24 protein-coding genes and 1 pseudogene are annotated in these 25,608 nt (G+C 65.1%); 10 read left to right on the forward strand and 15 right to left on the reverse strand.

Annotation, left to right across the window (positions count from 1 at the left end; genetic code table 11):
- Positions 1 to 57 precede the first annotated feature (57 nt).
- The 3 genes from NMQ09_RS04305 to NMQ09_RS04315 form a co-directional block, all read right to left on the reverse strand.
- Complete coding sequence (locus NMQ09_RS04305) at positions 58 to 2,319, reverse strand: CDC48 family AAA ATPase (protein WP_255193210.1); 2,262 nt, start codon at positions 2,317 to 2,319, stop codon at positions 58 to 60.
- Positions 2,316 to 2,564: a DUF7127 family protein gene (locus tag NMQ09_RS04310; protein WP_255193211.1), complete on the reverse strand. Its 249-nt coding sequence runs from the start codon at positions 2,562 to 2,564 to the stop codon at positions 2,316 to 2,318. The genes NMQ09_RS04305 and NMQ09_RS04310 overlap by 4 nt, the downstream gene beginning before the upstream one ends.
- A 156-nt stretch (positions 2,565 to 2,720) precedes the next feature.
- Positions 2,721 to 4,601, reverse strand: a complete 1,881-nt coding sequence (locus tag NMQ09_RS04315) for an enoyl-CoA hydratase-related protein (RefSeq protein WP_255193212.1) — start codon at positions 4,599 to 4,601, stop codon at positions 2,721 to 2,723.
- 69 nt (positions 4,602 to 4,670) lie between these two features.
- Between NMQ09_RS04315 and NMQ09_RS04320 the strand changes: the two genes are divergently transcribed.
- The gene (locus NMQ09_RS04320) at positions 4,671 to 5,633 is read left to right on the forward strand and encodes a DUF7983 family protein (protein WP_255193213.1); all 963 of its coding nucleotides are present in this window, start codon (positions 4,671 to 4,673) and stop codon (positions 5,631 to 5,633) included.
- Between the two features lie 143 nt (positions 5,634 to 5,776).
- On the opposite strand, the gene NMQ09_RS04325 is transcribed toward NMQ09_RS04320, so the two are convergent.
- Positions 5,777 to 6,163, reverse strand: a complete 387-nt coding sequence (locus tag NMQ09_RS04325; RefSeq protein ID WP_255193214.1) for a hypothetical protein — start codon at positions 6,161 to 6,163, stop codon at positions 5,777 to 5,779.
- 229 nt (positions 6,164 to 6,392) lie between these two features.
- Between NMQ09_RS04325 and NMQ09_RS04330 the strand changes: the two genes are divergently transcribed.
- Entirely contained in the window at positions 6,393 to 7,169 is a 777-nt protein-coding gene (locus NMQ09_RS04330) for an alpha/beta fold hydrolase (RefSeq protein WP_255194553.1), read from the forward strand.
- 44 nt (positions 7,170 to 7,213) lie between these two features.
- Here NMQ09_RS04330 and NMQ09_RS04335 read toward each other — a convergent pair whose 3' ends face one another.
- The 3 genes from NMQ09_RS04335 to NMQ09_RS04345 all read right to left on the reverse strand — a co-directional run bounded on the left by NMQ09_RS04335 (position 7,214) and on the right by NMQ09_RS04345 (position 9,047).
- Positions 7,214 to 7,573, reverse strand: coding sequence for a hypothetical protein (locus NMQ09_RS04335; protein WP_255193215.1), 360 nt, complete (start codon positions 7,571 to 7,573; stop codon positions 7,214 to 7,216).
- A 130-nt stretch (positions 7,574 to 7,703) separates the two neighbouring features.
- Positions 7,704 to 8,516, reverse strand: coding sequence for an HD domain-containing protein (locus NMQ09_RS04340; RefSeq protein ID WP_255193216.1), 813 nt, complete (start codon positions 8,514 to 8,516; stop codon positions 7,704 to 7,706).
- Positions 8,517 to 8,570: 54 nt separating this feature from the next.
- On the reverse strand, positions 8,571 to 9,047 hold the full coding sequence (locus NMQ09_RS04345) for a redoxin domain-containing protein (RefSeq protein ID WP_255193217.1): 477 nt from the start codon (positions 9,045 to 9,047) through the stop codon (positions 8,571 to 8,573).
- A 542-nt stretch (positions 9,048 to 9,589) separates the two neighbouring features.
- Between NMQ09_RS04345 and NMQ09_RS04350 the strand changes: the two are divergent.
- A pseudogene (locus tag NMQ09_RS04350) lies at positions 9,590 to 9,744 on the forward strand (helix-turn-helix domain-containing protein); the annotation flags it as partial.
- A gap of 89 nt (positions 9,745 to 9,833) precedes the next feature.
- Here NMQ09_RS04350 and glmS read toward each other — a convergent pair.
- Entirely contained in the window at positions 9,834 to 10,289 is a 456-nt protein-coding gene (glmS, locus tag NMQ09_RS04355; RefSeq protein WP_255193218.1) for a methylaspartate mutase subunit S, read from the reverse strand.
- Positions 10,290 to 10,444: 155 nt separating this feature from the next.
- Positions 10,445 to 11,680: a Zn-dependent hydrolase gene (locus NMQ09_RS04360; protein ID WP_255193219.1), complete on the reverse strand. Its 1,236-nt coding sequence runs from the start codon at positions 11,678 to 11,680 to the stop codon at positions 10,445 to 10,447.
- Positions 11,681 to 12,052: 372 nt separating this feature from the next.
- Between NMQ09_RS04360 and NMQ09_RS04365 the strand changes: the two genes are divergently transcribed.
- Positions 12,053 to 12,670 carry a GAP family protein gene (locus NMQ09_RS04365; protein WP_255193220.1) on the forward strand — a complete coding sequence of 206 codons (618 nt, stop codon included), beginning with the start codon at positions 12,053 to 12,055 and terminating at the stop codon, positions 12,668 to 12,670.
- A gap of 33 nt (positions 12,671 to 12,703) precedes the next feature.
- Here the strand turns inward: NMQ09_RS04365 and NMQ09_RS04370 are convergent, their stop codons facing one another.
- The 5 genes from NMQ09_RS04370 to NMQ09_RS04390 form a co-directional block, all read right to left on the reverse strand.
- Positions 12,704 to 14,080, reverse strand: a complete 1,377-nt coding sequence (locus NMQ09_RS04370; RefSeq protein ID WP_255193221.1) for an aminotransferase family protein — start codon at positions 14,078 to 14,080, stop codon at positions 12,704 to 12,706.
- Positions 14,081 to 14,142: 62 nt separating this feature from the next.
- Positions 14,143 to 15,444, reverse strand: a complete 1,302-nt coding sequence (locus NMQ09_RS04375) for an ArgE/DapE family deacylase (protein ID WP_255193222.1) — start codon at positions 15,442 to 15,444, stop codon at positions 14,143 to 14,145.
- Between the two features lie 290 nt (positions 15,445 to 15,734).
- Positions 15,735 to 16,898 carry a thiolase C-terminal domain-containing protein gene (locus NMQ09_RS04380; RefSeq protein WP_255193223.1) on the reverse strand — a complete coding sequence of 388 codons (1,164 nt, stop codon included), beginning with the start codon at positions 16,896 to 16,898 and terminating at the stop codon, positions 15,735 to 15,737.
- Positions 16,895 to 17,308 carry a Zn-ribbon domain-containing OB-fold protein gene (locus NMQ09_RS04385; protein ID WP_255193224.1) on the reverse strand — a complete coding sequence of 138 codons (414 nt, stop codon included), beginning with the start codon at positions 17,306 to 17,308 and terminating at the stop codon, positions 16,895 to 16,897. Before NMQ09_RS04385 ends, NMQ09_RS04380 begins: the two co-directional genes overlap by 4 nt.
- On the reverse strand, positions 17,308 to 18,306 hold the full coding sequence (locus NMQ09_RS04390; RefSeq protein ID WP_255193225.1) for a hypothetical protein: 999 nt from the start codon (positions 18,304 to 18,306) through the stop codon (positions 17,308 to 17,310). Before NMQ09_RS04390 ends, NMQ09_RS04385 begins: the two co-directional genes overlap by 1 nt.
- A gap of 118 nt (positions 18,307 to 18,424) precedes the next feature.
- Between NMQ09_RS04390 and NMQ09_RS04395 the strand changes: the two genes are divergently transcribed.
- Positions 18,425 to 19,561, forward strand: coding sequence for a 3-hydroxyacyl-CoA dehydrogenase (locus NMQ09_RS04395; protein WP_255193226.1), 1,137 nt, complete (start codon positions 18,425 to 18,427; stop codon positions 19,559 to 19,561).
- A 244-nt stretch (positions 19,562 to 19,805) separates the two neighbouring features.
- Here NMQ09_RS04395 and NMQ09_RS04400 read toward each other — a convergent pair whose 3' ends face one another.
- A complete protein-coding gene (locus NMQ09_RS04400; protein ID WP_255193227.1) occupies positions 19,806 to 20,324 on the reverse strand; it encodes a helix-turn-helix domain-containing protein in 519 nt (172 codons plus the stop codon).
- Positions 20,325 to 20,813: 489 nt separating this feature from the next.
- Between NMQ09_RS04400 and NMQ09_RS04405 the strand changes: the two genes are divergently transcribed.
- Genes NMQ09_RS04405 through NMQ09_RS04425 form a run of 5 tightly spaced genes read left to right on the forward strand, consistent with a single transcriptional unit; the run spans position 20,814 to position 25,608 of the window.
- Positions 20,814 to 22,076, forward strand: a complete 1,263-nt coding sequence (locus NMQ09_RS04405; protein ID WP_255193228.1) for an ABC transporter substrate-binding protein — start codon at positions 20,814 to 20,816, stop codon at positions 22,074 to 22,076.
- A 14-nt stretch (positions 22,077 to 22,090) separates the two neighbouring features.
- Entirely contained in the window at positions 22,091 to 22,957 is an 867-nt protein-coding gene (locus NMQ09_RS04410; protein ID WP_345781279.1) for a branched-chain amino acid ABC transporter permease, read from the forward strand.
- Positions 22,958 to 22,961: 4 nt separating this feature from the next.
- Complete coding sequence (locus NMQ09_RS04415; RefSeq protein WP_255193230.1) at positions 22,962 to 24,089, forward strand: branched-chain amino acid ABC transporter permease; 1,128 nt, start codon at positions 22,962 to 22,964, stop codon at positions 24,087 to 24,089.
- Positions 24,086 to 24,865: an ABC transporter ATP-binding protein gene (locus NMQ09_RS04420; RefSeq protein WP_255193231.1), complete on the forward strand. Its 780-nt coding sequence runs from the start codon at positions 24,086 to 24,088 to the stop codon at positions 24,863 to 24,865. The genes NMQ09_RS04415 and NMQ09_RS04420 overlap by 4 nt, the downstream gene beginning before the upstream one ends.
- Positions 24,862 to 25,608: an ABC transporter ATP-binding protein gene (locus tag NMQ09_RS04425; protein WP_255193232.1), complete on the forward strand. Its 747-nt coding sequence runs from the start codon at positions 24,862 to 24,864 to the stop codon at positions 25,606 to 25,608. The genes NMQ09_RS04420 and NMQ09_RS04425 overlap by 4 nt, the downstream gene beginning before the upstream one ends.

A 25,608-nucleotide genomic window follows, 5' to 3' on the forward strand; every position in this document is an offset into this window, starting at 1 on the left:
ACTCGACGGCGCGGTCGCTCGAGTCGTTTCGAGAGAAGAAAAACTGTAGAAAACGGGTTACTGGAACGTCCGTCCGAGCTGGTCTTCGGGTTCGGGCTCGGCCGTCTGGAACTCCGATTCGATCTCCTCGTAGCGCTCGCGGGTTTCGGGGGTCACGCTCGGGCCGACCTCCTCGAGTGCGTGTTCGAAGTGCTCCCTGCCGATGCGGACGTTGCTGACGGCCTCGTCCAGCTGCTCGGGGTCGACCGAGGTGATGAACTCGCGGGTCGCCGCCATCGAGGCCTCCCGGCAGACGGCCTCGATGTCGGCACCGACGTAGCCCTCGGTCTCGGCGGCGAGCCACTCGAGGTCGATCGCGTCGGCCAGCGGCTTGTCGCGGGTGTGGACCTCGAAGATCTTCTTGCGGCCTCCCTCGTCGGGGACGGGCACGTGGACGTGGCGGTCGAGCCGGCCAGGCCGGAGCAGCGCCCTGTCGATGAGGTCCGGGCGGTTGGTCGTCGCGATGACGACGACGTCTTCGAGCTCCTCGAGCCCGTCGAGTTCGGTCAGCAGCTGGGAGACGACGCGCTCGCCGACGCCGGAGTCGCCCGTTCGCTGGCCGCGTTCGGTGGCGATCGAGTCGATTTCGTCGAAGAAGATCACGGTCGGGGCGTTCGACCGCGCCTTCTCGAACACCTCACGGACCCCTTTCTCGGATTCGCCGACGTACTTGTTCAGCAGTTCGGGGCCCTTGATCGAGATGAAGTTCGACTGGGCCTCGTTGGCAACGGCCTTCGCGAGCAGGGTCTTCCCGGTGCCCGGCGGGCCGTACATGAGGACGCCCTTGGCGGCCTCCATGTCCATCGCCTCGAACACCTCGGGGTAGTCCAGTGGCCACTGGATGGTCTCGCGGAGACGCTCTTTGGTGTCGGCGAGGCCGCCGACGTCGTTCCAGGTGACGTCGGGGACCTCGACGAACACCTCGCGAAGCGCCGAGGGCTGGATGCCCTTGAGTGCTTCCTTGAAGTCCGCCTCCGTCACCTTCAGCGTCTCGAGGACGTCGGCGTCGATCTCGTCTTCCTCGAGGTCGAGTTCGGGGCGGATGCGCCGCAGGGCGTTCATCGCCGACTCCCGGGCGAGACTCTCTAAGTCGGCGCCGACGAAGCCGTGGGTGTTCTCGGCGTACTGGTCGAGGTCAATCGAGTCAGACAGCGGCATCCCGCGGGTGTGGACCTGCAGGATCTCCTTGCGGCCGTCCTTGTCGGGGACGCCGATCTCGATCTCACGGTCGAAGCGACCACCCCGGCGCAGCGCGGGATCGATCGCGTCCACGCGGTTGGTCGCGGCGATGACGGTGACGCGGCCACGTTCCTCTAAGCCGTCCATCAGCGAGAGGAGCTGGGCGACGACTCGGCGTTCGACGTCGCCGCCGGCCTCTTCGCGTTTGGCGGCGATCGAGTCGAGCTCGTCGATGAAGACGATCGCGGGCGCGTTCTCTTCGGCCTCCTCGAACACCTCACGAAGCTGCTCTTCGGACTCACCGTAGTACTTCGACATGATCTCCGGGCCGGAGATCGTCTCGAAGTGGGCGTCGATCTCGTTGGCGACGGCGCGGGCGATCAGCGTCTTGCCGGTGCCTGGCGGGCCGTGGAGCAGCACGCCCTTGGGCGGCTCGATGCCGAGCTGTTTGAACAGCTCGGGGTGGCGCATCGGCAGCTCGATCATTTCGCGAACCTGGTCGAGTTCGTCGTCGAGCCCGCCGATGTCCTCGTAGGTGACGCTCGGGACGCCCTCGGGGCTCCCGGGCGCGCCGGCGCTGATCTGTTCGGCCGGCGTCTCGGAGATCTCGATGCTCGTCGAGTCGGTGATGACGACCGTCCCCGACGGCGAGGTGCTCGCGATCTTCAGCGGCACGGACTGGCCGGAGCCGCCCATCGGGCCGAACGAGAGCGAGAACGGCACCGTTTGCCCCTCGGTGACGGCCTGGCCGGAAAGCTTGTCGCGCACGAGCGGGCCGATGTCACCCCGAATGCGCAGGTTCTGGGGCAGCGCGACCGTCACGGACGACGCCGGCTTCACGTCGGCCTTCTCGACCGTGACGCGGTCGTCGATCCCGACGCCGGCCTCCTGGCGCAGGCGACCGTCGATCCGGACCACGTTCCGACCCTCGTCCTCGGGATAGCCGGGCCAGACGCGGGCAACCGCCTGCCCGTCGCCGTTACCCTGGATGAGGATGTAGTCTCCGTTCTCGAGGCCGAGTTCGCGCATCGACGCGCGGTCGATCGCCGCGAGTCCACGCCCCGCGTCCTTCTGCTTGAGGGGTTTGACGGTGAGTCTCATTCGTCTGCCTCCACTTCGATAGTGAGGACGCCGTTTTTGATAAACGCTTGCGCGTCCTCGACGGCGGCTGGCAGCTCGAGTTCGACCTGATCGTCCTCGAGGACGACGATCACGGTGTCGTCGACGACGTCGACCGCCGCGTCCGCGCCGGCCGCGCCGAAGTCGACGGCAAACACCGCACCGTCGTCGTACTGGTACTGGCTGAAGGGTCGCTCGTCGTCGCGAGCGAACTGTTCGAGTCTCATACTAACTCGAGGTAATCGCTCCTAGTATATAAATTTTCCTCTGGTGAACTGGCCGAGGACGGTCCGATGGGAGAATTCAGACTGTTCGTGGTTCACAGTAGCTACTCGTCGGCTGAGCAATACCATTTCGTCGATTCGACTCGAAACGAGGGTCGGCTACCGGACCCACTCCGGCGCTCGCTTCTCGAGGAACGCCCCCATGCCTTCTTGCCCGTCGGCCGACTGCACGCGTTCGGCGACGGACTCCAGATATGCCTCGAAGAACGGTTCGTGGAACTCGGTCTCCATCCGGTTCCAGCCCCGTTTGATCGCGGCGGTCGACGCGGGTGAGGCCGCAGTGGTCGCTCGAGCGAGTTCGCGCGCGACGTCCTCGACCTGATCGGCGTCGACGGCGTAGTTGACGAGGCCGCGCTCTGTCGCCTCGAGCCCGGAGAGGCGGTCGCCGGTGTACGCGAGTTCGAAGAAGTCCTTCTTCCGGAGGCTGGTCAGGCCGTAGGCCGGCGCGATCGGCGGAATCGCGCCGATGAGCGCCTCGGGGAGCCCGAGCTCGCTCTTGTGGCTCGCCACTGCGAGGTCACAGACGAGGACCAGCTCACAGCCGCCGCCGGTCGCGATGCCGTCGATCACGGCGATGGTCGGTTTCGAGTGCTGGCGGAGCGTTTCGACCGTCGGGCCGAGCACCTCCTGGAAGAACGTCGTCGCCTCCTCGTCGGCTTCCCAGCCGTACATCTCGGCGATGTCGTCGCCGGCCGAGAACGCCCGGCCCGCCCCACGGAGGATCGTCGCCCGGACGCCGTCGTCGGCGTCGGCGTGCTCGAGCGCCCGCCTGAGCCCCAGCCAGCTCGCCTCATCGAGGGCGTTGAGCACGTGCGGTCGGTCGAGCGTGATGACGGCCAAACAGTCACGACGCTCGTACCGGACGGTCTCGAACGTCCGCGACTCGTACTCGTAGCCGTAGAACCCCTCCCCGGAGGCGAGGCCGACCGTCCCCGACGCGACCAGCTCGCGAAGCGTCGGTCGGGGGTCGTACGTCGCCCGGCCCGTCGCCTCGTGGGCCGCCTGGAGGCGCTCGACGACGCGGTCGATCCCGTACTCGTCGGCGAGGCGCAGGGGGCCACGTGGCCAGTTCGCCCCCTGCTCGAGCAGGGCGTCGATCGCCGCTCGAGTCGTGGCGTCGACTTCGAGCAGCCGCGCCGCCTCGTTGACGACGGGGGCGAACAGGGGCCACGGATCGACCTCGTATCGCCGCTCGCGGGGGGCCTGGGGCTCGTCTGACCCGTAGACCCCCGCTCCCGCTTCGGTTCCGAGCGCACCGTCCTCGACGAGCGCGGAGAGCCGGTCCGGCACGTGGACCGCCACGCCGTACTCGACGAGCGTTTTCGCGGAGCGCTCGAGGTCGTCCAGGCCGTCACGGTCGGCCGCCTCGAGCGGCCCGCGGGGGAAGCCGAGCCGTTTCACCGCCGCGTCGATCGCCGCCGGATCGGTCCCGCCCTCGAGGCGGCGAATCGCCTCGAGTCGAAAGCGCAGCGTCAGTCGCTCGCTGATCGAACCGGGAACCTCCCCGTCGACCTCGTACGCCGGCGTTTCGCTGGCTTCGAACAGCTCCCGGACGCGGGAGACGACGTCGCCGTCGGTTCGCTCGCCGTGACCGAGTTCGACGGCCGACAGCGACGGACCTGCGGGATAGACGCCGACGACGCGCTCGGGCCGCCCCGTAACCGCGGCGAGCTCGGCGAGCGGCGACGTGTTCGTCGTCGCCAGAATTGCGTCCGCGGGTGTGAGCGCAGCGACGCGCTCGAGGGCGGTCGACTCTGCCGTCGCCTCGAAGACGAGCCCGGCCCCGTCCAGGGCCGTCTCGAGGGGGAGCGCCTCGCGGTCGTCGAAGTCTGCCGGCGCGTCGCTCGCGGGGTCGTCTCCCGGAGCGGTGGCGAGTCGAACGTCGTATCCGGCCGCGTCGGCGGCCGCGGCGATGGTTCGTCCCGTCGCGTCGGTTCCGACGACCGCGACCCAGCCGTCAGACCCGTCAGTTTCGTGCATAGCTCTACCCGAACCCCGGTCCATGGTAAACGTTTTGCGTGTCCCGAACGGTCTTCTGACTGACCGTCCATGACCTTCGCCTCCACGTGGGGAAACCTGCTCGCCGAGGGCGACGCACTCGAGGACGACGCGACGCTGCTCACGCCGCTGTCCGAAAAGCGGTTTCGGATCACGGACGTCCAGGAGCACCGCTTTGTCGTCGAGTTCGTCGATTCCGGCGACGCCCGGCCGCTCCAGCGCGAGCAGTTCGAAACGCTCGTCGACCGGCTCGAGGACGGGCCAGACGGCTTCGAACTCGATCGGCTCCCTCCGGAAGCGGACCCGTATCCGGCGGTGTTGAGCCTGCACCCACGGTTCGAGATCGACGCGCAGGCCGGCATCCTCCGGGAGACCGACGAGCCGACGCCGTCACAGCTGCTCGAGGGAGCGAGCGCCGGCGACGACGAGGACCGAACCGTTCCCGACCGCGCGATCTACGCGGACGCGCTCTTGCTGATCGACGCCCTCGAGCGCTCCGACGTCGCCGACCTCGAGGCGCTCGAGACGGCCGCGCTGGTGAACCTCTACACGCTCCTGTCTGACGTCCAGCGGCAGGCAGACGAGCTCCGCGGGGAGGTTTCGGCCACGCTCCTCGAGCGCATCCACCACGACCAGCCCGTCCACGGCCAGTTCGGCTCCGTCCAGCGGACCGGCCGCACCTACCGGTCGCTCCGGGACGAAGCCGAGGTCCTCGACACGCTCGAGGACGCCGGCATCCCCCGGGAACGGGTCACCAGCGTCGACGCGTCGAAAGTCGACGAGGCCCTCGAGGTGACCGAGCTGGCACCCTCCGACGTCTACGAGATCGAAGAACGCGAGTACGTCCGCAAGGCCGAGGTCGACGAGGAAGAAAAGGAGAGCCGTCTCCAGGGGCTCAAAGACCGACTGGCCGCGACCGAGGGCGCCGAGGCCGAGACGCTCCAGGAGGAGATCGAAGCGCTCGAGGAACGGATCGACGACCTCACGAGCTTCCGGTCCGGTGCAGAAGTGTAGCCGTCGTGTGAAGGGGATGATACGGATCGTTGTACCGGTACCGACTCACGACAGACCGTACCCCACGACCGTCCGACGAATGGTCAATCCTGTGTTGGGGGTGTGTCGAGGGGGAGAGCAGTTCCTTAGTTGGGTTCAGGTGCTCAGCGGCGGTGATACAACAGCTCAGTGATAGGCATTGCCCAGATGAACGCGACCGTAAACTGGATCACTGCCCCGAGATGCTGGTGGGGCACAACTAGCCACACGACGATGGTTGCCACACCAATACAACCGAGTGCCACGAGTGTTGCCATCACGCTGTTGACATCCTGAAGGGTACGATCGGCCACTCCAACGGCTGCCACGACCCCGAGGGACATCCCGAGTGCAATCGCCGCCAGCGTTGCCTCCAGCGAAACGATTCGACGGGCAGGCGCAATCAACAGCAGTACCGGGGTGAGAGCGAGCGAAAACAGAAACGACCGGCGAATCCGTTCCCGTTCGTCAGTGCCGAGGTGGGAGGAGGTACCGGAGGTGGTCGAACTCATACCAAAACTTGTAAACTGGGATGCGTATCTATTTCGGTTCCTCGCACTGGGTGCACCGTTCCAGACGCAAGGCCGTAGCCCACGGCACTCAGCGAAGACGTAACCGAGACCGATCCCTCGAGAGTCGTTCTCCGCCACGCCTGTCGCGCTCGAGCGAGCCACCGGTCGGTCACACCGCTGTCGTCGGTGTACTCGGGGCTTTATGGTCGCCACTACCGTCTACGGCGTCATGCAGACCGCCGAGCACCTGGGGAGGGAGACGGCGTACAGTTACTCCGATCGCGACGGCGACGGGCCGCCGATCCTGTTCGTCCACGGCAGTGGGGGCTCACACGCCGTCTGGAAGTCCCAGCGGCGGCTGGCCGACCGGTGGCCCGTCGTCGTCCTCGACCTGAGCGGCCACGGCGCGTCCGCGGACGTCGACGCCAGCCCCGGGTTCACGACGCTCGCCGCCTACGCCGACGACGTTGTCGCCGTCGCCGAGGCGACCGACGCCCGCGTCCTCGTTGGCAACTCCCTCGGCGGCGCCGTCGTCATGCACGTCCTGCTCGAGCGCGAGTTCACCCCGGACGCAGCCGTCCTCGCGGGCACCGGCGCACGGCTGGGCGTCCTCGAGGACCTGCTCGAGTGGCTCGAGTCCGACTTCGAGCGGGTGATCGACTTCCTCCACGGCGAGGACCTGTTCTTTCACGACCCCGATCCGCGGCTGGTCGAGGCCTCGAGAAACGTGATGCGCGAAACCGGCCGCACGGTCACCCGCCGGGACTTTCTCACCTGCCACCAGTTCGACGTCCGCGACCGACTCGGGGAGATCGACGTCCCCGTCCTCGCCGTGACGGGCGAGCACGATCGGCTGACGCCGCCGTGGTACCACGAGCACATCGCGGAGAACGTCGCCGATGGCCGGGTCGAGACGATCGACGACGCCGCCCACCTCGCCATGCTCGAACGACCCGCGGCGTTCAACGAGGCGGTGGCGGCGTTCCTCGAGTCGCTCGACAGCTGACGGTGGGGACGGGAACCGAGACGCGACGGGGCAGCCGGATCGGACTATGGCTCCTGGGGGTCTTCGTCCTGAACTTCGACGATCTCCGCCTGCTCGACGTATTCGACCCCACCATCCATGTGAAACTGGATCGTCTGCCCGGGGAGGTCGGGATCGTCTTCGTCGGTCGGCTGTTGTGGGACGGACACCGTGGTGACGCCCTCGATCGTGACGTCGCGACGCTGGATCGGGTCGCCGTCGTGTTCGACGGTCTCCCACGTAACGACGTCGAACCGATCGACGTTTTCGCCGAAGTACTCCTCGGAATCTTTGTCGACCGAATCCTCGGTTTGTGACTCGCCAGTCGTCCGGTTGTCGTCGAACTGTACCTCTTCGTGTTTGTACTGCTGGAGGTGGACGAGCATGGGTAGAAGAGACACGGCGTCCGACTAAAGCGTGTGTGAGGCGATTGCAAGCAGCCGTCGATACCGCATGGTCCGAGCGCTTCGCTATCCCAACGGAGTGCTCCAACTCGAGGCAACACCACAGACGGCGTTAGAGTTCGATCCGCTCGACCAGTTGCTCGCGGTCCTCGTTGATGTTGACCGCGACGATTCGGATCAGGTCCTCGAGTCCCGAGCCCTCGAGTTTGGCTTTCAGCAGGTTGTCGACCTGGTAGACGCCCGCGGCATTGGTCATCTCGATCTCGACCATCACGGGGCGGCTCTCGCCCTCGTGCAGGGAGACGCGGTTGATCGCCTGACTCGAGAGGGTGTTGATGCCCCGCCCGCCCTGTTCGTAGGGGATGCGCGAGCGCCCGCGTTCCATGTCGAGGGCGTCGGCGACGCGGATGACGCCGGCTTCGGTCGTTAACGGCGTCTCGGCGGTGTGATGACAGAGGATCGCGTGGAGCACCTCGCCTTTCACGCGGACGGCGTCGGCGACGCCGTAGAACTCGGGCAGGATGCGATCGAGGACGTCCGAAGCGATCGGGATCGAGTAGTAGGCGTGGCTGTCGCGATGGACGAGGTGGCCGACGTCGTGTAAGATCGCCGCGAGCGCGATGATCACCGACTCGTCCTCCTCGGCCAGTCCCTGCTCGCGAGCGCCGTTGAAGTCGACGTCACCGGCTTTGAGCAGGTCGTACAGACAGAGCGCCCGGTTGCGGACGATCTCGATGTGTTTCGGCCCGTGATCGTTGTATCCCTTGCGGTCGACGGCGTTGACGTTCTGGGCCTCGAGCAGGGCTGTGATCTCCTCGTCGGCGTCGACGAACGCGAGGACCCGGTTCAGCTTCTCGTCCGGGAAGTGATGATCGTCCTCCGGGGAGTAGACGCGGGTAGAGTCAGGGGTCTCAGAATCGGCCATACGCGAACGTCGATTGCAGGGCAAAAAAACGCTCCGCTGGATTCGGGACGCCGATCAGGCGGCGTCAGCGACCGCGTCCTCGACCTCGTCGTAGTCGGGTTCGACGCCAGGGTCGTCGCTTACCCACGCGTAGGTGATCTCGCCCTCGGCGTCGACGACGAACACCGAGCGCTTGGCGACGCCGTAGACGCCCAGATCCTCGAAGTCCATCCGGACGTCGTACTCGTCGATGAGCTCCTTCTCGAAGTCGCTGACGAAGCTAAAGGAGAGGTCGTTCTGCGCGCGGAACTCGTTGAGCGAGAACGGCGAGTCGACGCTGACGCCGTAGACGGTCGCGTCGAGGTCTTCGAACGCCGAGAGCCGATCCTGGAACGTACACATCTCGGTCGTGCAGACGCCCGTGAACGCCCCGGGGAAGAAAGCGAGGACGATCGGGGCCTCCTCGAGGCGCTCTGAGAGCGTGATCGACTCGAGGTCGCCGTTCGCGAGCGGTGCAGTGAAGTCGGGTGCGGAATCGCCGGTTGCTGGCATCACCAGTCCTTGCCCGTTCACGAAAAAGACAATTTCGTTCTCGGAAGCCTCGGTTCTGCAACCCGGCAGTTCCGTTCACGGGACTGGCATCCCGCCACAGCCGACTCGCTCGAGGCCGAACGAACTGACGTCGCCGGGAAGCTTATGCCCGTTCGCTCGATCCTCTCTCTCGTAGCTGGCACGCTACTGATCGCCGTGAAAGTACTCGAGAGATGTATACAGAAACTGCTCCGAAACGAATCCAGCCGGCCGGTCTTTCGGTGTCCGAACTGTGGCTGTACGTACGGTCCCCAGCGCACGACGTGTGAGGAGTGCTGGAACGATCGGCTCGTTCGAGTCCGGTAACGACGCCGGCGGAACCCCGGTCACACACCGGCCGCCAGCGACGGGCGTGACGCGTGATCGGGCGGTACTGCTCGTTCGTCACTCCGACGGCGGCACTGATCGTCCGCCAGTTCAACCGTTTCTCGCCGGCCGAGAACTCGTGGTCGTTGAACCGATGGACACCTGCTCTCTGTGTGTCACTCGCTTCAGTCGGAACCACGTTGACCGATCTCGCCGGCCACCTCGGGATCGCCAAGTCGACCTGTAGCGAAACGCTCCACCGCGCTGAGGAGACGATCGTCACGCGGTTCGCCGAGTTTTTTCGGACCTCGACGAGACCGACGCGCTCGAGGAAAATTCCCTCGAGCGCTGACACCCGTCCGGGGTGCGAGAACGAGCAGCGCGACGTCGCCAGTGAGTCCGTCGGATCTGATCTCACGGTCGCCAGCGGGTCAGACGACGTTAGCCGTTCGCCGCCCGGACGCGTTCGGGTTCGAACTCGGCCTCGCTCGAGCGGAGCTCGAGATCGTCTCGCAGGGCGGCGATGGCCTCCTCGGGGTCGGTCTGGGAGTCGAAGACGCGGTCGAATCCCAGTGCCTCGAACGTCGTGCGGGTCTCGTCGAAGTCGTCCTGGCCGACCGCGAGGTTGCCGCCGATGTAGGTGACGACGTCGAGTCCGGCGGCCTCGACGCGCTCGTGAAAGCCCTGGCAGTCCTGCTCGGCGTGGCCGTACAGCGAGGAGACGAGGATGGCGTCGGCGTCGTGTGCCGCCGTTGCGTCGACGAACGCTGCCTGGGAGGTCTGCACGCCGAGACTGACGACGTCGAAGCCGGCGGCCTCGAGCGCGTGCTCGAGGATCGTGATGCCGACGACGTGGGCGTCGGAGCCGATCACGCCGAGGGTGACGGTGGGTGCCATGTCGGTACGCCGACGAACGGGGAGGATTGACATAAACTTAATGGTTTATGATGAACAACTCGTCGTGGACTCATTCGTTCGGTGAGCGATCACCCCTCGTCGGGCAAGAGCGAAGCTGAGTGCGTTCGAGGAAAGTGCTGTCGCGCCGCCCGTCTTCAGGCTCGAGTCGCCATCCGTTCGACGGCTCGGCACAGCACCTCGGTGCCCGCGACGACGTCGTCCCACTCGGTGTACTCGCTCTCGCGGTGACTGACGCCGTCGACGCTCGGGACGAAGAGCATCCCCGTCGGCGCGAGCTGATTCAGGTAGCTCGCGTCGTGGCCCGCGCCGCTGACCAGGTGCGTGTACGAACAGCCGACCTCCTCGGCCGCCGCCGCCACCGTCTCGATGCAGCCGTCGTCGAACGGCGCCGCGTCGATCCGCATCAGTTCCTCGAGTTCGTACTCGAGTCCCTCCCGTTCGGCGGCGTGTTCGACCTCCCGGCGGACGCGGTCGACGGCGGCGTCGATCGTCTCGTTGTCGTAGGATCGGACGTCGACCGTGAACGTGACGCGTTCGGGAATCACGTTGATCGAGTTGGGCCAGACGTCGACGCTGCCGACGGTCCCGACCAGGTCGGTTCCGCCCGTGGCCGTCAGCTCGCGGACCGCCTTCGCGACCTCGGCCGCGCCGACGAAGGCGTCTTGCCGGGCGTGCATCGGCGTCGGTCCTGCGTGATCTGCCTGCCCCTCGAAGGTGGCCTCGAGCCAGGCGAAGCCGTAGACGCCCTCGACGACGCCGACGTCGAGCCCCCGCTCTTCGAGGACCGGCCCCTGCTCGACGTGGAGCTCGAGGTAACGGTGCAGGTCGTCGGGCTCGGCGGGAGCCTCGCCCCGGTAGCCGATGCGCTCGAGTTCCTCGCCGAACGTCTTCCCCGCTTTGTCCTCGAGCCCATAGGCGAACTCCGGATCGAAGACGCCGGCGTAGACGCCGCTGCCGAGCATGTCCGGCTGGAACCGAACGCCCTCCTCGTTGCTCCAGGAGACCACCTCGAGTGGGCGGTCGGTCTCGACGCCCGCGTCGGAAAACGCCTCGACGACCTCGAGTGCGCCGAGAACGCCCACGACGCCGTCGTAGCGCCCGCCGTTGTACTGACTGTCGACGTGCGAGCCGAGCAGGACGACGTCGGCGTCGGGGTCACGCCCCTCCCGGCGACCGAAGACGTTGCCCACCTCGTCGATTCGCACCTCGAGTCCCGCCTCCTCGAACCACTCGACGAGCTGGTCTCGAGCTTCTCGGTTGGCGTCCGACAGCGACGGCCGGTTGACCCCGCCCGCCTCGGTGGCGCCGATCTCGTTAAACGCGTCGAACCGATCCCGCAATCGCTGGCCGTCTACTGTGACATCACTCATACCGCCACCCTTTCGACGGCGCGGCTTAAGCGCACCGTCGTCGGGTGGCCGGTCGACTCCTCGAGGCGTCCTGCGCTCTCGCTACGGGGGAATCGAGTTCCGAGATCACGTTGCACGTACACCGTCGGTGAGTACGTACTATGCAGGCGAATACCAGTCGAAGAAAGAGCAGGTTACTCGGTCAAGCTTTAGCATGGGGCGTGACCAACTAGTGGCGGTCGAGGCGGATCTCGAGACGATGACGACCGGTACGATCGTTACGAGCGGCGGCGACGGCTCCCATCGATGTTTCAGTGATCGCGCGGTGGATTCGACACCTTCCGGAAGTTCTCCGGCACAGCGGCCGGAAACCGGCGACAGGGTGGTCGACCCGTGAGGTTCCTCGAGCTGTTACCACTGGTGTTCGTGATGATCGCGGGCCCCCAGATCCTCAGCGCCGTCTTTCTCGCGACGAGCGAGAACTGGCGACGGAACTCCGCCGCGTTCGTCGGCGGTGCGGCACTCTCGGTCCCACTGGTCGTCACACTCGCGTACGTGTTCGGCGTCGGTGCCACCGGGCAGGGGGCGCCGAACGAGGCGCTGAGCGCGGTCGTCGTCGTTCTCCTCTTGCTCGCGATGGTGCACACGTACCGCACGAGGGCGGAGGCGGAACCGCCGCGATGGATGGGGAAACTCGAGACCGCGACGCCACGGTTTTCGTTCCGGCTCGGCTTTCTCCTCATTGGCTTCTTCCCGACCGATCTCCTCACGTCGGTCGCCGTCGGCTCCTACCTCGCGGCGCACGACGCGCCGTTGACCCACGCCGTTCCGTTCGTCGCCCTCACACTCCTGGCGCTGGCCCTCCCTTCGCTCGTCCTGGCTGCCTTCGGCGAGCGCGCAGAAACCTTCCTCCCGACGGCTCGCGACTGGATGAACGCGAACTCGTGGCTCGTCAACGAACTCGTGCTCGGCTTCTTCGTCGTGATGTCGCTCAACAATCTCCTGGGCTGAATCGAGCGAGCAGCTGGGATCGAGGGTCGGCTCTCACAGCTCCCGTTCGACGGCCTCGAGCGTCGCGTGCAACCGCTCGAGCAGGTCGTCGGCGTCGCCCTCGTCGATCGTGAGCGGTGGCGTGAGCAGGGTGTGGTCGCCGCGCTCGCCGTCGACGTGGGTGCCGCCGGGGTAGGTGATGAGCCCGTGGTCGAGGCCCGTCTCGAACAACAGCTCGCCGAGGCCGACGTCGGGGTCGAACGGTTCCTTGGTTTCGCGGTCGGCGACGAACTCGAGGCCCCACATGAGCCCCTTTCCGCGGACGTCGCCGACGAACTCGTACTCGTAACACTCCTCGAGCCGTTCGCCCAGGTACGCTCCGACGGTCCGGGCGTTCGCGACGAGGTCGTGGTCGGCCACGTACTCGAGGACGGCGAGGCCGATGGCGGCCGAAGTCGGGTTGAAACAGTAGGTGTGGCCGTGCTGGAAGCCGTCCTCGAGGTCCTCGAAGACGTCGACGATCCGGTCGTGGGGCATCGTCCCGCCCATCGGGGTGTAGCCGCCGCTCATTCCCTTCGCACCAGTAATGATGTCGGGCGTGACGTCCCAGTGTTCGATGGCGAAGTTCTCGCCGGTGCGGCCGAACCCCGACATGACCTCGTCGACGATGAACAGCACGTCGTACTCGGTGCAGATCTCCCGCACGCGCTCGAAGTAGCCGTCGTGGGGGCTGGCGGCGGCGTTCGCGGCACCCGTCACCGGCTCGGCGATGAACGCGGCGACGGTGTCCGGTCCTTCCTGCTGGATGACGCGCTCGAGTTCGTCCGCACAGCGCACCCCGCAGGCCTCGCCGCCGTCGCCGTCACAGTACGGACAGCGATACGGCGAGCCGTGGGGCACCTTCGGGAAGTTCGCGTACAGCGGCCCCATCTTCGTCTTCCGGGCGGGAAAGCCCGAGAGCGCCATCGCGATCCCCGTGTTGCCGTGATAGCTCTGGCGCCGGGAGATCACCTTGTACTTGCCCTCGTTGCCTCGCTCGTAGTGGTACTGGCGGGCGAGCTTCACGGCGCTCTCGTTCGCCTCCGAGCCGCTCGAGACGAGCCACGCCTTCTCGAAGCCGTCGGGAGTGAACTCGGCGATCTTCTCCGTATAGGCCTGGGCTGGCTCGTTCGCGAAGAGCATGCTCGAGGTGTACTCGAGGCGCTCGATCTGTTCGGCTGCGGCGTCGGCGACCTCGGAGAGGCCGTGGCCGACGGTGACGTTCTGGTTGCCGGAGACGGCGTCGAAGTAGGCGTTGCCGTCGGCGTCCCAGACGGTGTGGCCCTCCCCGCGGACGATGGTGACGTACTCCTTCGGGAAGACGCGGGGGAACAGTCCCCCAAGGTCGGCCCCCGGCGTCGGGGTTCGTTCTCGTCGCGCGTCGTGTGTCATGGAATCTCTTGTGAAGCGGGTGCAGTTGTATCCAGCGGTTGGTGCCCGACGAACGAGTACGACTACGCGTCGCCGAGTTCGTAGCCACACCAGGCCATCGCGGTCGCCGCGAGCGCGAGGGTGAGTGCCTCGAGTTCCTCGACCGGGAGGTACTCGTCGGTGCCGTGGATGTTGTACGCGCCGGGGCCGAAACAGGTCGCCGGCGTGTCGGCGTCATTGACGAAGAATCGGCTGTCGATCCCGCCCGGAAAGCCCTTGGGGTGACTCTCCTGGCCGAGCACCGCCTCGGTGACGGATTGGACCGTGCGGACGATCGGCTCGTCGGGGTCGATCTTCGCCGAGCTGCCCCGCCAGCCGAACCACTCGAGGTCGGGTGGGTGTGCCTCGAGCCAGGGGTCGCCTGCGGCGGCCTCGCGGACCGTCTCCGCGACGAGCTCGTGGATCTCCTCGCGGGTCTCATCGGGGGCGTGAGAGATTCGGGCCTCGAGAACGGCCTCGTCGGGGACGCTCGAAACCCACCCGCCGGCGCGCACCGTCCCGAGGTTGAGCGAGACGGTGTGCTCGTGCCATCCCTCGAAGAGCTCGTCGTGAACCGTCGTCTTCCGGTGGTCGTGGAGCTCCTCGAGTGCCTGGTAGATCGGCAGCAGTTTCGACATGGCGTTGACGCCGTTGTCGGTCTCGGCCGCGTGGGCCCCTTCCCCCTGGACGGTCACCCGGAAGTAAGAGACGCCATCGTTGGCGATCCACTGGTCGAAGTCCGTGGGCTCCGGGATGACGACGGCGTCGGCGTCGACGCCCGCGAGGACGGTCGCGAGCGTTCCCCCGGCGCCGCCAGACTCCTCCTCGATCACCGAACTGAGCGTGAGGTCGCCGGCGAGGGTAATCCCCGCCCGCTCGAGCGCCTCGAGCGCGAAGATCATCGCGGCGACGCCGCCTTTCATGTCCGACGCGCCGCGGCCGAGCAGCCGGCCGTCCTCGACCGTTCCGGCGAAGGGGTCGAACGACCACGCCTCGCGGTCGCCCTCGGGGACGACGTCGACGTGGCCGTTGAACAGCAGCGATGGCCCGTCGTCCGCGCCCTCGCGGGTCGCCACGAGGTTCGGCCGGTCGTCGTACGGGCTCTCGGGTTCGACGTACTCGGGGTGGTCCTCGAGGCCGTCCACGTCGGCGGCGTTCACGTCCTCGACGTCGAGGTCGAGCGACTCGAGTTTCTCCCGCACGATGGCCTGGGCCGGCCCTTCCTGACCGGGAACGCTTCGAACCCGGACCAGATCGGCCGCGAACGCCACGAGGTCGGCCGAGAGCTCGTCGACGGCCGCCTCGAGTCGTTCGTAGATATCCTGATCGACGGGGAACTCAGCCATCAATTTCCCCCAGTCGGCGTCCCGACACGTTCTGTCGTACCATGGGTGAGAGAGATGGACGTCTCGTGTTAATCGTTCCGGAGCGTCGTGGCGATGGGTACCGTCGCGTGGTGACGGTTGCGTCTGGTATAGTAACAACTGAAACGGTTTACACACTGCTCGCAGTGGAGCGGCCAGAACTGGCTTACGCTGCCAGTTCTGGCCGCTTGATCGCGAGCAGGTGTGCAATGACTTTCAGTGGCTACTATAGCGCTCTGACCCGCGTAGACAGAGACAGGGTCGTGCGCGTTTCAGCGATCTCTGGCCAGTAGGTTGACGCAGGCGACGCTCCCAGTTGCGTTTCGGCCGATGCCGATGTTGTGCTGGAGGCCGTACCTCGGGCGCGAATCGACCTGTACCGCCCCGGCTTCGTCGCGGAGCTGTTCGTACAGTTCGACGATCTGTGCGACGCCAGTCGCGCCGATCGGGTGTCCTTTCGAGAGCAGCCCGCCGCTGGGGTTGACCGGTATATCGCCGTCGAGTGTCGTGACCCCGTTCTCGATCAGTTCGCCACCGCGGCCGGGGTCGGCGAATCCGAGGTCCTCGTAGGTGATGAGCTCGGTGATGGTAAAGCAGTCGTGAACCTCGGCGACGTCGACATCGTCGGCGGTGATGCCGGCCTGTTGGTACGCCTGCTCGGCGGCGGCGCGCGTGGCCGGGAACCGTGCGAGCGCCTCGTCGTCACCGCGAAACAGGCTGTTCGTGGCGAGCCCACTTCCAGCGACCCAGACGGGTGCGTCGGTATACGTGTAGGCCACTTCCTCACTCGCGACGAGCACTGCGGCTGCACCGTCTGTCACCGGACAGCAGTCGTACAGCGTGAGTGGATCCGTCACGGTCGGACTCGTCAGGACGTCCTCCACCGAGCATCGGAACTGGTAGTGTGCGTACGGGTACTTCGAGCCGTTCTCGTGGTTCTTGACGCTGATGGCGGCGATTTGCTCACGAGTGGTGCCGTACTCGTGCATGTGTCGACTCGCTCGGAGGCCAAAGAACGCCGGCATCGTCACGCCTCGGCCGCGCCACGGCTGCTCGACCAGGCTGAGATCCATCAGCCCACGCTCGTCGTCGCGCATCTTCTCGGCGCCGACGACCAGTGCGAGGTCGACCGTTCCGGAACGGACGGCCTGAACTGCGTTGCGAAACGCGTCGCTCCCGGTTGCACAGGCGTTTTCGACCCGTGTGACGGGGATATCGAACAGGCCGGTTGCACACGAGAGGCCGAGCCCGCTCGCAGCGTCCCCGGCGATGTCGGCCGTTCCGTACCAAGCGGCCTCGATCTTCGAGGGGGAGACGCCGGCGTCGACAGAGTTCAGTGCGCCACGGTATGCACGTTCGATGAGCTGATCCGTCGACTGGTCGAAGTGGTCGCCGAAGGGGATCATCCCAGCACCGACGACGGCGACGTCTCTCATCGGTCACCCCGCGGCTGTTTGAACACGAACGCGTACATCGGCAGCCCTTCGATCTCGAACAGCCGCCGAAAGTCGGCGTCGGCTTCCATTCCGATCTCGATTTCCGCTGGGTCGGTCTCCGTGAAGAGCCCGTACACGCGTGCTGGCTCCCCGTCTCCTTGCTGTGGCATATCGACGATCGCAACCGGCAGGGGTGTTTCGAACGCCGCTGGTAAGCGGTGCTGGACGACGTAGGACCTGACGATCCCGCGCTCACAGAGTTCGGTGGGCTCCCATCCGGGCTCGAGTGCTCCGCAGCGAACGCACCCCTCAGGCCGTTCGGGGAACGAGACGTATCCGCAGGCGTTACACTCCCTGGCGAGGAGTCGTTCGGTTCGCGTCCGCTCTCGCCAGTGTCGTGGTCGGAACATCAGCAGGTCCCCCTCGCTCGCGCTCGATACCGTCGATGTGCGGCGTACGAGACGTACGACTTACTCTCGAGGTACGTGCTCGTCGTCGTCTCCGGCGTTCGCTCGACGCCGGGGCCGGTCTCCACCGAGAGTGCGTCACAGCCTCCCGGTCCGTACGAGAGGAGAAACAGCTGCTGACCTTCGGTGGCACGCTCGAGTGCCAGTGCGGCGTCGAGGAGCAGACTGCCAGCTCCTGCATACCCGACGGCGTCGAACGTGGTATCGTGCGTACAGTCGATCGAGATGGCTTCGACCGCGCTCGAAACCCACCGGGGGTCGGGCGTCGTCATCGCGTACCGTTCCGGGGAGAACTCCCTGGGACAGCGGGACGCGAGCGTCACCAGCGTGTCGGTGACGGCGTCGACAAAGCCCTCGTCCCGGTGAAACTGTGTGTCGCCTGTGACGGGCCCCGTCTCACGGTGTGCGAACCGACCGACAAATCCGGTCGTGTTCGAGACGCCAGCGGTGAACGTTCCGACGTCTCCGTCCGATCCGAGCACCAGTGCCCCGGCGCCCGCTCCGGCGGTGAGCTCCGCATCGCTGCCGGCCGGCGCCGAAAGCACGTCGGTCGCCACGACGGCGACGGTTTCGGCCGATCCGGCCTCAATCGCGTCACGAGCCGCCGTGAGCGCCGTCGTCACCGCGCGTGGGGTGCCCTGGAAGTCGGCGACGCGGACGTCACCGTCGGCCCCGACTGCGTGGGCGACGTGCGGGGCGATTCCGCGTTCGTCGAACGGATCCGACGTCGTCGCCACGTACACGGCGTCGAGGTCGACGTCGTCCCGCGCGACGGTCAGGGCTTCTTTCAGCGCGGCGACCGCCATCGTCACGACGTCTTCGTCGTGCGACGGTACGGCGACCTCTCGTTCACGCCCTCGCCGACCGTGCTGTGTCGCGAGCGCCTCGTGTGTGATTCGGTACAGCGGCACGTATGAGCCGTACCCTCGTATCCCGGCCATGAGAAACAATGTTAACTTAGACTTAGAAATACTTGTTGGTGGAAGGCCTATAGACTATTTACAAAACTATGGTAGCAATAACCGAGACATTTAATAACGACTCAGGTGACGGTCGAGTATGACAGACGAGCAGATCGGAGCCGTCACCGTCCTCGGCGCAGGAACGATGGGGCGGGGTATCGCCGGAGCCGTCGCACTCGCGGGATACGAGGTCACGATGCGAGACATCGACCACGAGATTCTCGAGACGGGCTATCGAGCGATCGAGGACACGCTCTCGCGGCTCGATGGAGCCGAGCCGGTCGACACCGTGATCGACCGGATCGACACCACCGTCGAGCTGGACGCGTCGTGTGCACGGACAGATCTCGTCATCGAGGCCGCACCGGAGGACCTCGAGATAAAACGGACGGTATTTTCCGAACTCGAGGCTGCTGCGCCAGCCGACGCGATCCTGGCGTCGAACACCTCGACGCTTCGAATCACGGACATCGCCGCGGCGGTCGAGCGCCCTGATCGCGTCGTTGGCCTCCACTTTTTCAATCCACCCCTCAAAATGGACCTGGTCGAAGTGGTCGCCGGAGACCGATCCGCGCCCGCCGTCGTCGACACCGCGACGGCGTTCGTCCGATCGCTCGAGAAGACGCCGATTCTCGTCGAGACGGACGTCCCAGGATTCGTCGTTAACAATGTCCTCGGACCGTACATGCACGAAGCGGCCACGCGTGTCTCGACCGACAGCGCCACCATCGAGGGAATCGACGCGGCGATGGTCCACGACGGCGGCTACCCCATGGGTCCGTTCGAGCTGACCGACCTCATCGGCCTGGACGTCGTGTACCATCGGTCGACGACAGCCGGCGACTCGATTCCCTCGATCGTCTCCGAGAAACTCGACGCCGGCGAACTCGGCCGCAAAAGCGGCGTCGGCTTCTACCGATACGACGACGGCGATGGGCCGACGTACACGCCGGACGACGCGGCCAGCTTCGATCCGATCGAACTCGAGGCCGTCCTGGTCAACGAGGCCGCAACGTTGATCGACCGTGACGTGGCGGACGCCGAAACGATCGACGAGGGGCTGCGCATCGGCGGCGGCTTCCCTGTCGGTCCCTGCCGACGCGGCGACGAGATCGGACTCGATCGGGTCGTCGACGTCCTCGAGGAACGCCTCGAGCGAACCGGCGACGACCGATACGAACCGGCAGACACCGTTCGTGACTTCGCAGCCGCGGGCGTCGGATTCTACGATTGATTACGACTGTTGTGACTCAGTACCGAGGCAGCCGCAAGACGGTTCGCGATTGTATCGGAAAACAGTCACAGCAGATATTCTGGGACGACTTGCCGGGGCTCTTCACGCCAGGCGCCATCGAACACTGCTGGTGGCTGACACCGTAGCAGCGTTGCAAACACTCACTGTGTGAGTTCTTTCCACTGTAAACCTGGTCTGCTCGAGTGATGGCCGGGTGCTGACTCGAGTCGACGGCGACCGTCGGTCACTCGAAGTGCTCGAGCGCCCTGAACAGTTCGGGATCGGCGCCGAATTTGAGCACGTTGTGCATCGCAGAGTTCCGAACGTTTTCGATGACGGCGCCGTGGCGTTTGTAGAGTTCGTGAATCCATCGGGCCTCGGCCTCGTTGGAGCCGAACATCATCACCGAGGTCCACTGATACTCTCCGTTCGTAATCGAGAAAAAGAGCGTGTGCTCGTCGTCGCGAATGTACTCCATCGCGTCACGCCAGCCGTCGGCGAAGTTCTCGGTGTTGAACTTGTACTCGAACAGCGCGAAGTTGTAGTAGGACTCGTTGGGGATGATCGCCTCGTTGAACACGTTCGCTTCACGCATCTTCCGGATCGTCTCGCTGACGGTGACGTGTGAGACGTCGATGTCGTACTTCGTCTCGAGAATATCGGCCAGTTCTCTAGAGGTGACCTGCGGGTCGGCAGCGAGTTCCTGTAAGATGACGATATCTCGATGTTTGAACGACCAGTTTGGGGGTGTTCCGTCTGTCATAGGTCAACGCTCCACGGGGGCACGTACTGTGTGTTTCGGTCGAGTGTGCGTTCTCCGTCACGCGCCGTCTGTGTCGGACGCGCCGACGAACCCACTCTGGGTATGTGCCCATCGTGACCGTTGCGTTCCCCTCGAGGTTTAACAGTGTTAGATCTATCGGTCCGGGTGGTTCGTTCCGTTCGCACCTCGGTAACCACTATCGAGTGCACTCTCTGCTCACGGTACGCTTCGGGCGGACGTCTCGAGATCGAAATCAGCTCCCGGATGGTCCCTATTCGGCCGCACGTACGCGTTTACGACACGGACGTGGGTCGTTTAAACGGCACCGATTTTGCACCGGTGCGTCGGTCGTCCCTGCCCCAGAAAGCTGTCGACGAGCTATTCGGTCTTTTACCACTGAAACTTATGTAAGGATAAAAATAAACGAATGATTTATCACGATTGCTTTGAGTTAACTTTGTTATGGCAACCGGCAGTGATCGACATACAATGGTAAACAGAGACCACGCATCGGGATCGGCGGCCCTGAACAGGCGAAGCTTCTTGCGCGCATCGACCGTGGCAGGGGGGCTCGCACTCGCCGGCTGTCTGGGTGAGCAGGAGGAACGCGACGGTATTTCCGTCGGCGTCTTGCTACCCTCGCCACCGGACGAAAATCCCGTCTCGCTGTCGATGCGAAACGGGGCCCAACTCGCGGTCGACGAACTCTCAGAAAGTGACGATCTCATCACAGAGGAGATCGACCTGGTAGTCGAGAGCACCAACGGACAGCCTTCGACCGGGCAGCGCGTACACGAACAACTCACCAGAGGCGAAGATCCCGTCGACATGACGACCGGAATCTTCACCAGTGAGGTCCTGATGGCGGTCATGGACGGCATCGCCGACTCACGGACGCCACACTTCACGACCGGTGCTAACACCCCCGCGGCGAGCGAACTCGTCCACGATGAATACGACCGGTACAAGTACCACTTCCGGACGGGGCTGTTCAACAGCCACTACCTCGGCGAGAGCATGGCCGACTTCGCGGACGGCAACTTCGAGCAGATGGGATGGGACAGCATCGCCGTCCTCATCGAGGACTACGAGTGGACGATCCCCGTCGCCGAGCGGCTCAACGAGCGACTCGAGGACGCCGACGTCGAGGTCGTGATGGACGAACGCTACGCTGCCGGAACGGACAACTTCGACCCGATCTACGACGAGATCGAGAGCGAAGGCGCCGACGGGGCGTACATCTGCATGGCACACACGGGTGTCCCGGCGGTGTTGCAGTGGGCACAGCAGAACCGTTCGTTCGGGTTCGGTGGCATTCACATTCCGTTACAGTACCCCAATATGTACGAGGACTTAGACGGGGCGCCAGAGGGTGCCTTCACGCAGAACTTCGCGACGCCGACGACGCCCGTCACGGAGAAGACCGAGGCGTTCGGATCGGCCTACGTCGAGGAGTTCGGCCAGGAGCCCGTCTTCTCCGCGTACACCACCTACGATGCCGTCTACAGCTACGCCACGGCGGTCCAGGAGGTCGGGTCAACCGACGCCGACGAGGTCGTCGCGGCCCTCGAAGACCAGCGCTACACCGGCACTGTCGGAAACATCGAGTACGCAGATGCGAGCGAACCCAACGCCCACGACACGGTGTACGGCCCGGACAACGTCTACGGCCTCTACGCGCAGTGGCAGGACGGCGAACAGATTCCCATCTTCCCCGAGGAACTGGCCACGTCCTCCTACCAGGGTCAGTAACTCCGCTACACACAATGGTTTCAGTGATCAATATAGTCATAAACTCGATAACGATCAGTGCGCTCTACGCACTCATCGCGATCGGTTTCACGCTGATCTTCGGCGTCGGAGGCGTTCTCAACCTGACCTACGGTGCAGTGATCACGATCGGCGCGTACGTCGTCTACGCGTTCACGCGCGGATTCGTCGACGTCGGCATCGTCGGAGCGATCGTCCCGGCACTCATCGTCGGCGCCGTGGTCAGCGGCGTACTCTACAACTGGTTCATCCGCCACATCCAGGACGAGCCGATCGTGGTGATGATCCTCACCCTGTTGATCGCGCTCGTCGTCGAGGAACTGTTCGCCGTCGCCGCGGGCTCACGCGAACGCGCAATCCCGCTGCTGTGGGAGGGGCAGCTGTCGGTGCTCGGACAGACCGTTCAGCAAAACGACATCGCCGTGTTCGTCCTCTCCTGGCTCGTCATCATCGGGATCTTTCTCTTCATCAACCGGACCACGACGGGCCAGGCGATCGTCGCAACTAGCATGAGCACCAAAGGTGCCGCACTGGTGGGCATCAATACGACCCGGATCAACCTCTACACGTGGATCATCTCGGGCATGCTCGCCGCGATCGCGGGCCTGTTCCTGGGATCGAAGTACGGGGTCTACCCCGGCATGGGGCTCAACCCACTCATCCTGGCGTTCACGATCGTCGTCCTCGGTGGCATTGGCTCGATCCGCGGGAGCGTCGTCGGTGCCTACCTGATCGGCACGCTCGAGGTGTTGACCGCCTCGCTCGTCTCCCACTCGCTGACCCAGGTCATCCCGCTGGTCGTGCTCGTCGTCGTTCTGATCGTCAAACCCGAGGGCCTCTTCGGACGGCCCCACACGGAGTAATACCATGAGTAGACTCACTACCCTCGGAGAACGGTTCGCGGCATCGACAGCACTCCGGTACAAGCTCGGCGTGCTCGGAATCGGCGCCCTCGCGGCGTTCCCGCTGGTCGTCGCCAACACGCCGATCCCGTTGATCTGGATTCGGACGCTCACTGTCGCGTTCTTCTTCGGGATCTTCGCGATGAGCTGGGACGTCCTGTCGGGATACACCGGTCAGATCAGCTTCGGCCACGCGTTGTTTTTCGCCATCGGTGGCTACACCTCGACGTTGCTCAACCTCGAGTTCGGCATCACGCCGGCGCTGAGCATCACTGTCGGCGTCGTGCTCAGCGTCCTCGTCGGGTTGCTGATCGGGGTTCCCGCCCTTCGACTCAGCGGTCCGTACCTCGGACTCGTCACGCTCGTCGCACCGTTGATCCTCCTCCAGATCTTCACGATGTACAGTGACACGTTCGGCGGCGAACTCGGGCTCCGAAGCCCCCAACAACTCCTCCGGTTCGACGACTACGTCGTCGAGCTCACTGCTAACTATTACTTCGCGCTCGTCGTCTTCCTCGCCGTCCTCGCGGTCCTCTGGGTGATCACCCGCTCTGACACCGGGAAGGTGTTTACCGCGATCCGTGAGGACGAAGAGGCAGTCGCCGCTGCCGGCCTGAACACGACCAAATTCAAGATCTTCGCGTTCGCGCTCAGCGCGGCCGTCGGTGGCTTCGGTGGCGCCGTCTTCGTTCACTCGAGCGTCGGTTCGACCACGCCGGGCGTGTTACTCGATATCCACGTCAGCATCGAGGTCGTGATCGCCACGATTCTCGGTGGGATGGGAACCATCGTCGGCGCGGCGATCGGCGGCATTCTGCTCGTCGTCCTCCAGGATTTCCTCGATGGCATCTCGTTCGCACTGCCATTGCTCGGCGTCGAGATTTCGGCGATGTCCTTCGCGATCTTCGGGACCATCGCCCTCGCGATGATCTTCTATATGCCGCGCGGGCTGCTTCCTGCCTCGATCGACGCCGGGAGACGCGCGCTCGATCGGCGCCGGGCCGATCGAGCGGTGACCGACGGCGGCACCGACGAGTCGCGGGGCGGTAGCACCGACGACGCGTTTGCAGACCACGGGGGTGAGTCCCGATGACGGTTCGATCGTCGGCGCTCACCGACTCGTCGTACGGCCCGGACGACGGAATCCTGGTCCTCTCGGGCCTGGTCAAGGAGTTCGGCGGACTCACTGCCGTCGACGACCTCTCGTTCGCGGTCGAAGAAGGCGAGATCCTGGGGTTCATCGGCCCTAACGGCGCGGGCAAGTCCACGACGTTCAACGCCGTCATGGGCACGTTCCCGCCGACGGACGGCACCGTCTGGTACGACGGCGACGACGTCACGGGGCTGCCGACGCACGAGATGGTCAAACGTGGGCTCGCCCGGACGTTCCAGTCGTTCAAGCCGTTTCAGGACCGAACGGTCGTCGAAAACGTCCAGGTCCCACTGCTCCCCGATCGACTGTTCTCCTGGTCGACCCTGCAGGAACGGACCGGCGACCGCGCCATCGAACTCTGTGAACGCGTGGGTCTCGGGGATCGCCTGCACACCAATCCGGAAGAACTGCCACACGCCGGGATGCTTCGACTCGAGCTCGCTCGAGCGCTCGCGACCGATCCCGACGTCCTCCTCGTCGACGAACCGTTCGCCGGGCTCTCGATGAGCGAGGTCGAAGAGTTCTCCACGCTGTTCGAACAGCTTCGGCAGGAGGGAATCACGATTATCGTCATCGACCACAATATGCGCGGACTGTTGACCCTCGTCGATCGCGTCATCGCCATCCAGTTCGGCAAGAAGATCGCCGAGGGATCGCCGGCGGAGATTCGAGCCGATCCGATCGTGCAGGAAGCGTACCTGGGGGGTGATCTATGAGCGACGATGTCGGTCGTGGACGCGATGACCTCGCTGCTGGGGAGCCCGTTCTCAATGTCTCGGACCTCCACGTCTCCTACGACAAGATCATCGCCCTCCGAGGGATTTCGCTTTCGGTCGACCGGGGTGAGGTCGTCTCGATCATCGGCCCCAACGGGGCCGGAAAATCGACGTTCGCCGACACCGTCGCCGGCTTCCTCGACTACGAGGGCGAGATCACCTACCTGGGTGCGGAACTCGGCGGACGGTCGCCGGCGACACTGGTCGAGGCTGGGCTCGTCTACTGCACCGAAAAACGAGACCTGTTCGGTCACATGACCGTCCGGGAGAACCTTCGAATCGGCTCGTACCGCCGCGGCGAGAACGTCGACGAGCGCCTCGAGTACGTCTACGACCTCTTCCCGCGACTCGAAGAGCGCGAAGACCAGGAGGCGGCGACGATGAGTGGCGGCGAACAGCAGATGCTCGCGATCGGACGGTCGCTGATGAGCGACCCCGAGGTCCTGTTGCTCGACGAGCCGACGATCGGACTCGCACCGGTCATCCTCGAGGACATAAGCGAGGCACTCGAGGAGATCAGTGCACAGGGCGTAACGGTCGTGCTCTGTGAACAGAACGTCACGTTCGCGATGAACCACGCCGACCGGATCTACCTCCTCGAGAACGGACGCATCGAGTTCGAGGGCGACCCATCGACGCTGCGCGACGACGACTACGTCCGGGACGCCTACCTCGGCGAATAG

The sequence above is a fragment of the Natronobeatus ordinarius genome, from assembly GCF_024362485.1.
Taxonomy (GTDB): Archaea; Halobacteriota; Halobacteria; order Halobacteriales; family Natrialbaceae; genus Natronobeatus; species Natronobeatus ordinarius.

Bases quoted from the DNA above. Each gene is read 5' to 3' on its own strand.
- NMQ09_RS04315 (WP_255193212.1), bottom strand. From the start codon at position 4,601: ATGCACGAAACTGACGGGTCTGACGGCTGGGTCGCGGTCGTCGGAACC.
- NMQ09_RS04415 (WP_255193230.1), top strand. From the start codon at position 22,962: ATGAGTAGACTCACTACCCTCGGAGAACGGTTCGCGGCATCGACAGCA.
- NMQ09_RS04370 (WP_255193221.1), bottom strand. From the start codon at position 14,080: ATGACACACGACGCGCGACGAGAACGAACCCCGACGCCGGGGGCCGAC.
- NMQ09_RS04375 (WP_255193222.1), bottom strand. From the start codon at position 15,444: ATGGCTGAGTTCCCCGTCGATCAGGATATCTACGAACGACTCGAGGCG.
- NMQ09_RS04380 (WP_255193223.1), bottom strand. From the start codon at position 16,898: ATGAGAGACGTCGCCGTCGTCGGTGCTGGGATGATCCCCTTCGGCGAC.
- NMQ09_RS04305 (WP_255193210.1), bottom strand. From the start codon at position 2,319: ATGAGACTCACCGTCAAACCCCTCAAGCAGAAGGACGCGGGGCGTGGA.
- NMQ09_RS04310 (WP_255193211.1), bottom strand. From the start codon at position 2,564: ATGAGACTCGAACAGTTCGCTCGCGACGACGAGCGACCCTTCAGCCAG.
- NMQ09_RS04345 (WP_255193217.1), bottom strand. From the start codon at position 9,047: ATGCCAGCAACCGGCGATTCCGCACCCGACTTCACTGCACCGCTCGCG.
- NMQ09_RS04320 (WP_255193213.1), top strand. From the start codon at position 4,671: ATGACCTTCGCCTCCACGTGGGGAAACCTGCTCGCCGAGGGCGACGCA.
- NMQ09_RS04395 (WP_255193226.1), top strand. From the start codon at position 18,425: ATGACAGACGAGCAGATCGGAGCCGTCACCGTCCTCGGCGCAGGAACG.
- glmS (WP_255193218.1), bottom strand. From the start codon at position 10,289: ATGGCACCCACCGTCACCCTCGGCGTGATCGGCTCCGACGCCCACGTC.
- NMQ09_RS04340 (WP_255193216.1), bottom strand. From the start codon at position 8,516: ATGGCCGATTCTGAGACCCCTGACTCTACCCGCGTCTACTCCCCGGAG.
- NMQ09_RS04390 (WP_255193225.1), bottom strand. From the start codon at position 18,306: ATGGCCGGGATACGAGGGTACGGCTCATACGTGCCGCTGTACCGAATC.
- NMQ09_RS04385 (WP_255193224.1), bottom strand. From the start codon at position 17,308: ATGTTCCGACCACGACACTGGCGAGAGCGGACGCGAACCGAACGACTC.
- NMQ09_RS04400 (WP_255193227.1), bottom strand. From the start codon at position 20,324: ATGACAGACGGAACACCCCCAAACTGGTCGTTCAAACATCGAGATATC.
- NMQ09_RS04325 (WP_255193214.1), bottom strand. From the start codon at position 6,163: ATGAGTTCGACCACCTCCGGTACCTCCTCCCACCTCGGCACTGACGAA.
- NMQ09_RS04335 (WP_255193215.1), bottom strand. From the start codon at position 7,573: ATGCTCGTCCACCTCCAGCAGTACAAACACGAAGAGGTACAGTTCGAC.
- NMQ09_RS04410 (WP_345781279.1), top strand. From the start codon at position 22,091: ATGGTTTCAGTGATCAATATAGTCATAAACTCGATAACGATCAGTGCG.
- NMQ09_RS04330 (WP_255194553.1), top strand. From the start codon at position 6,393: ATGCAGACCGCCGAGCACCTGGGGAGGGAGACGGCGTACAGTTACTCC.
- NMQ09_RS04405 (WP_255193228.1), top strand. From the start codon at position 20,814: ATGGTAAACAGAGACCACGCATCGGGATCGGCGGCCCTGAACAGGCGA.
- NMQ09_RS04425 (WP_255193232.1), top strand. From the start codon at position 24,862: ATGAGCGACGATGTCGGTCGTGGACGCGATGACCTCGCTGCTGGGGAG.
- NMQ09_RS04420 (WP_255193231.1), top strand. From the start codon at position 24,086: ATGACGGTTCGATCGTCGGCGCTCACCGACTCGTCGTACGGCCCGGAC.
- NMQ09_RS04360 (WP_255193219.1), bottom strand. From the start codon at position 11,680: ATGAGTGATGTCACAGTAGACGGCCAGCGATTGCGGGATCGGTTCGAC.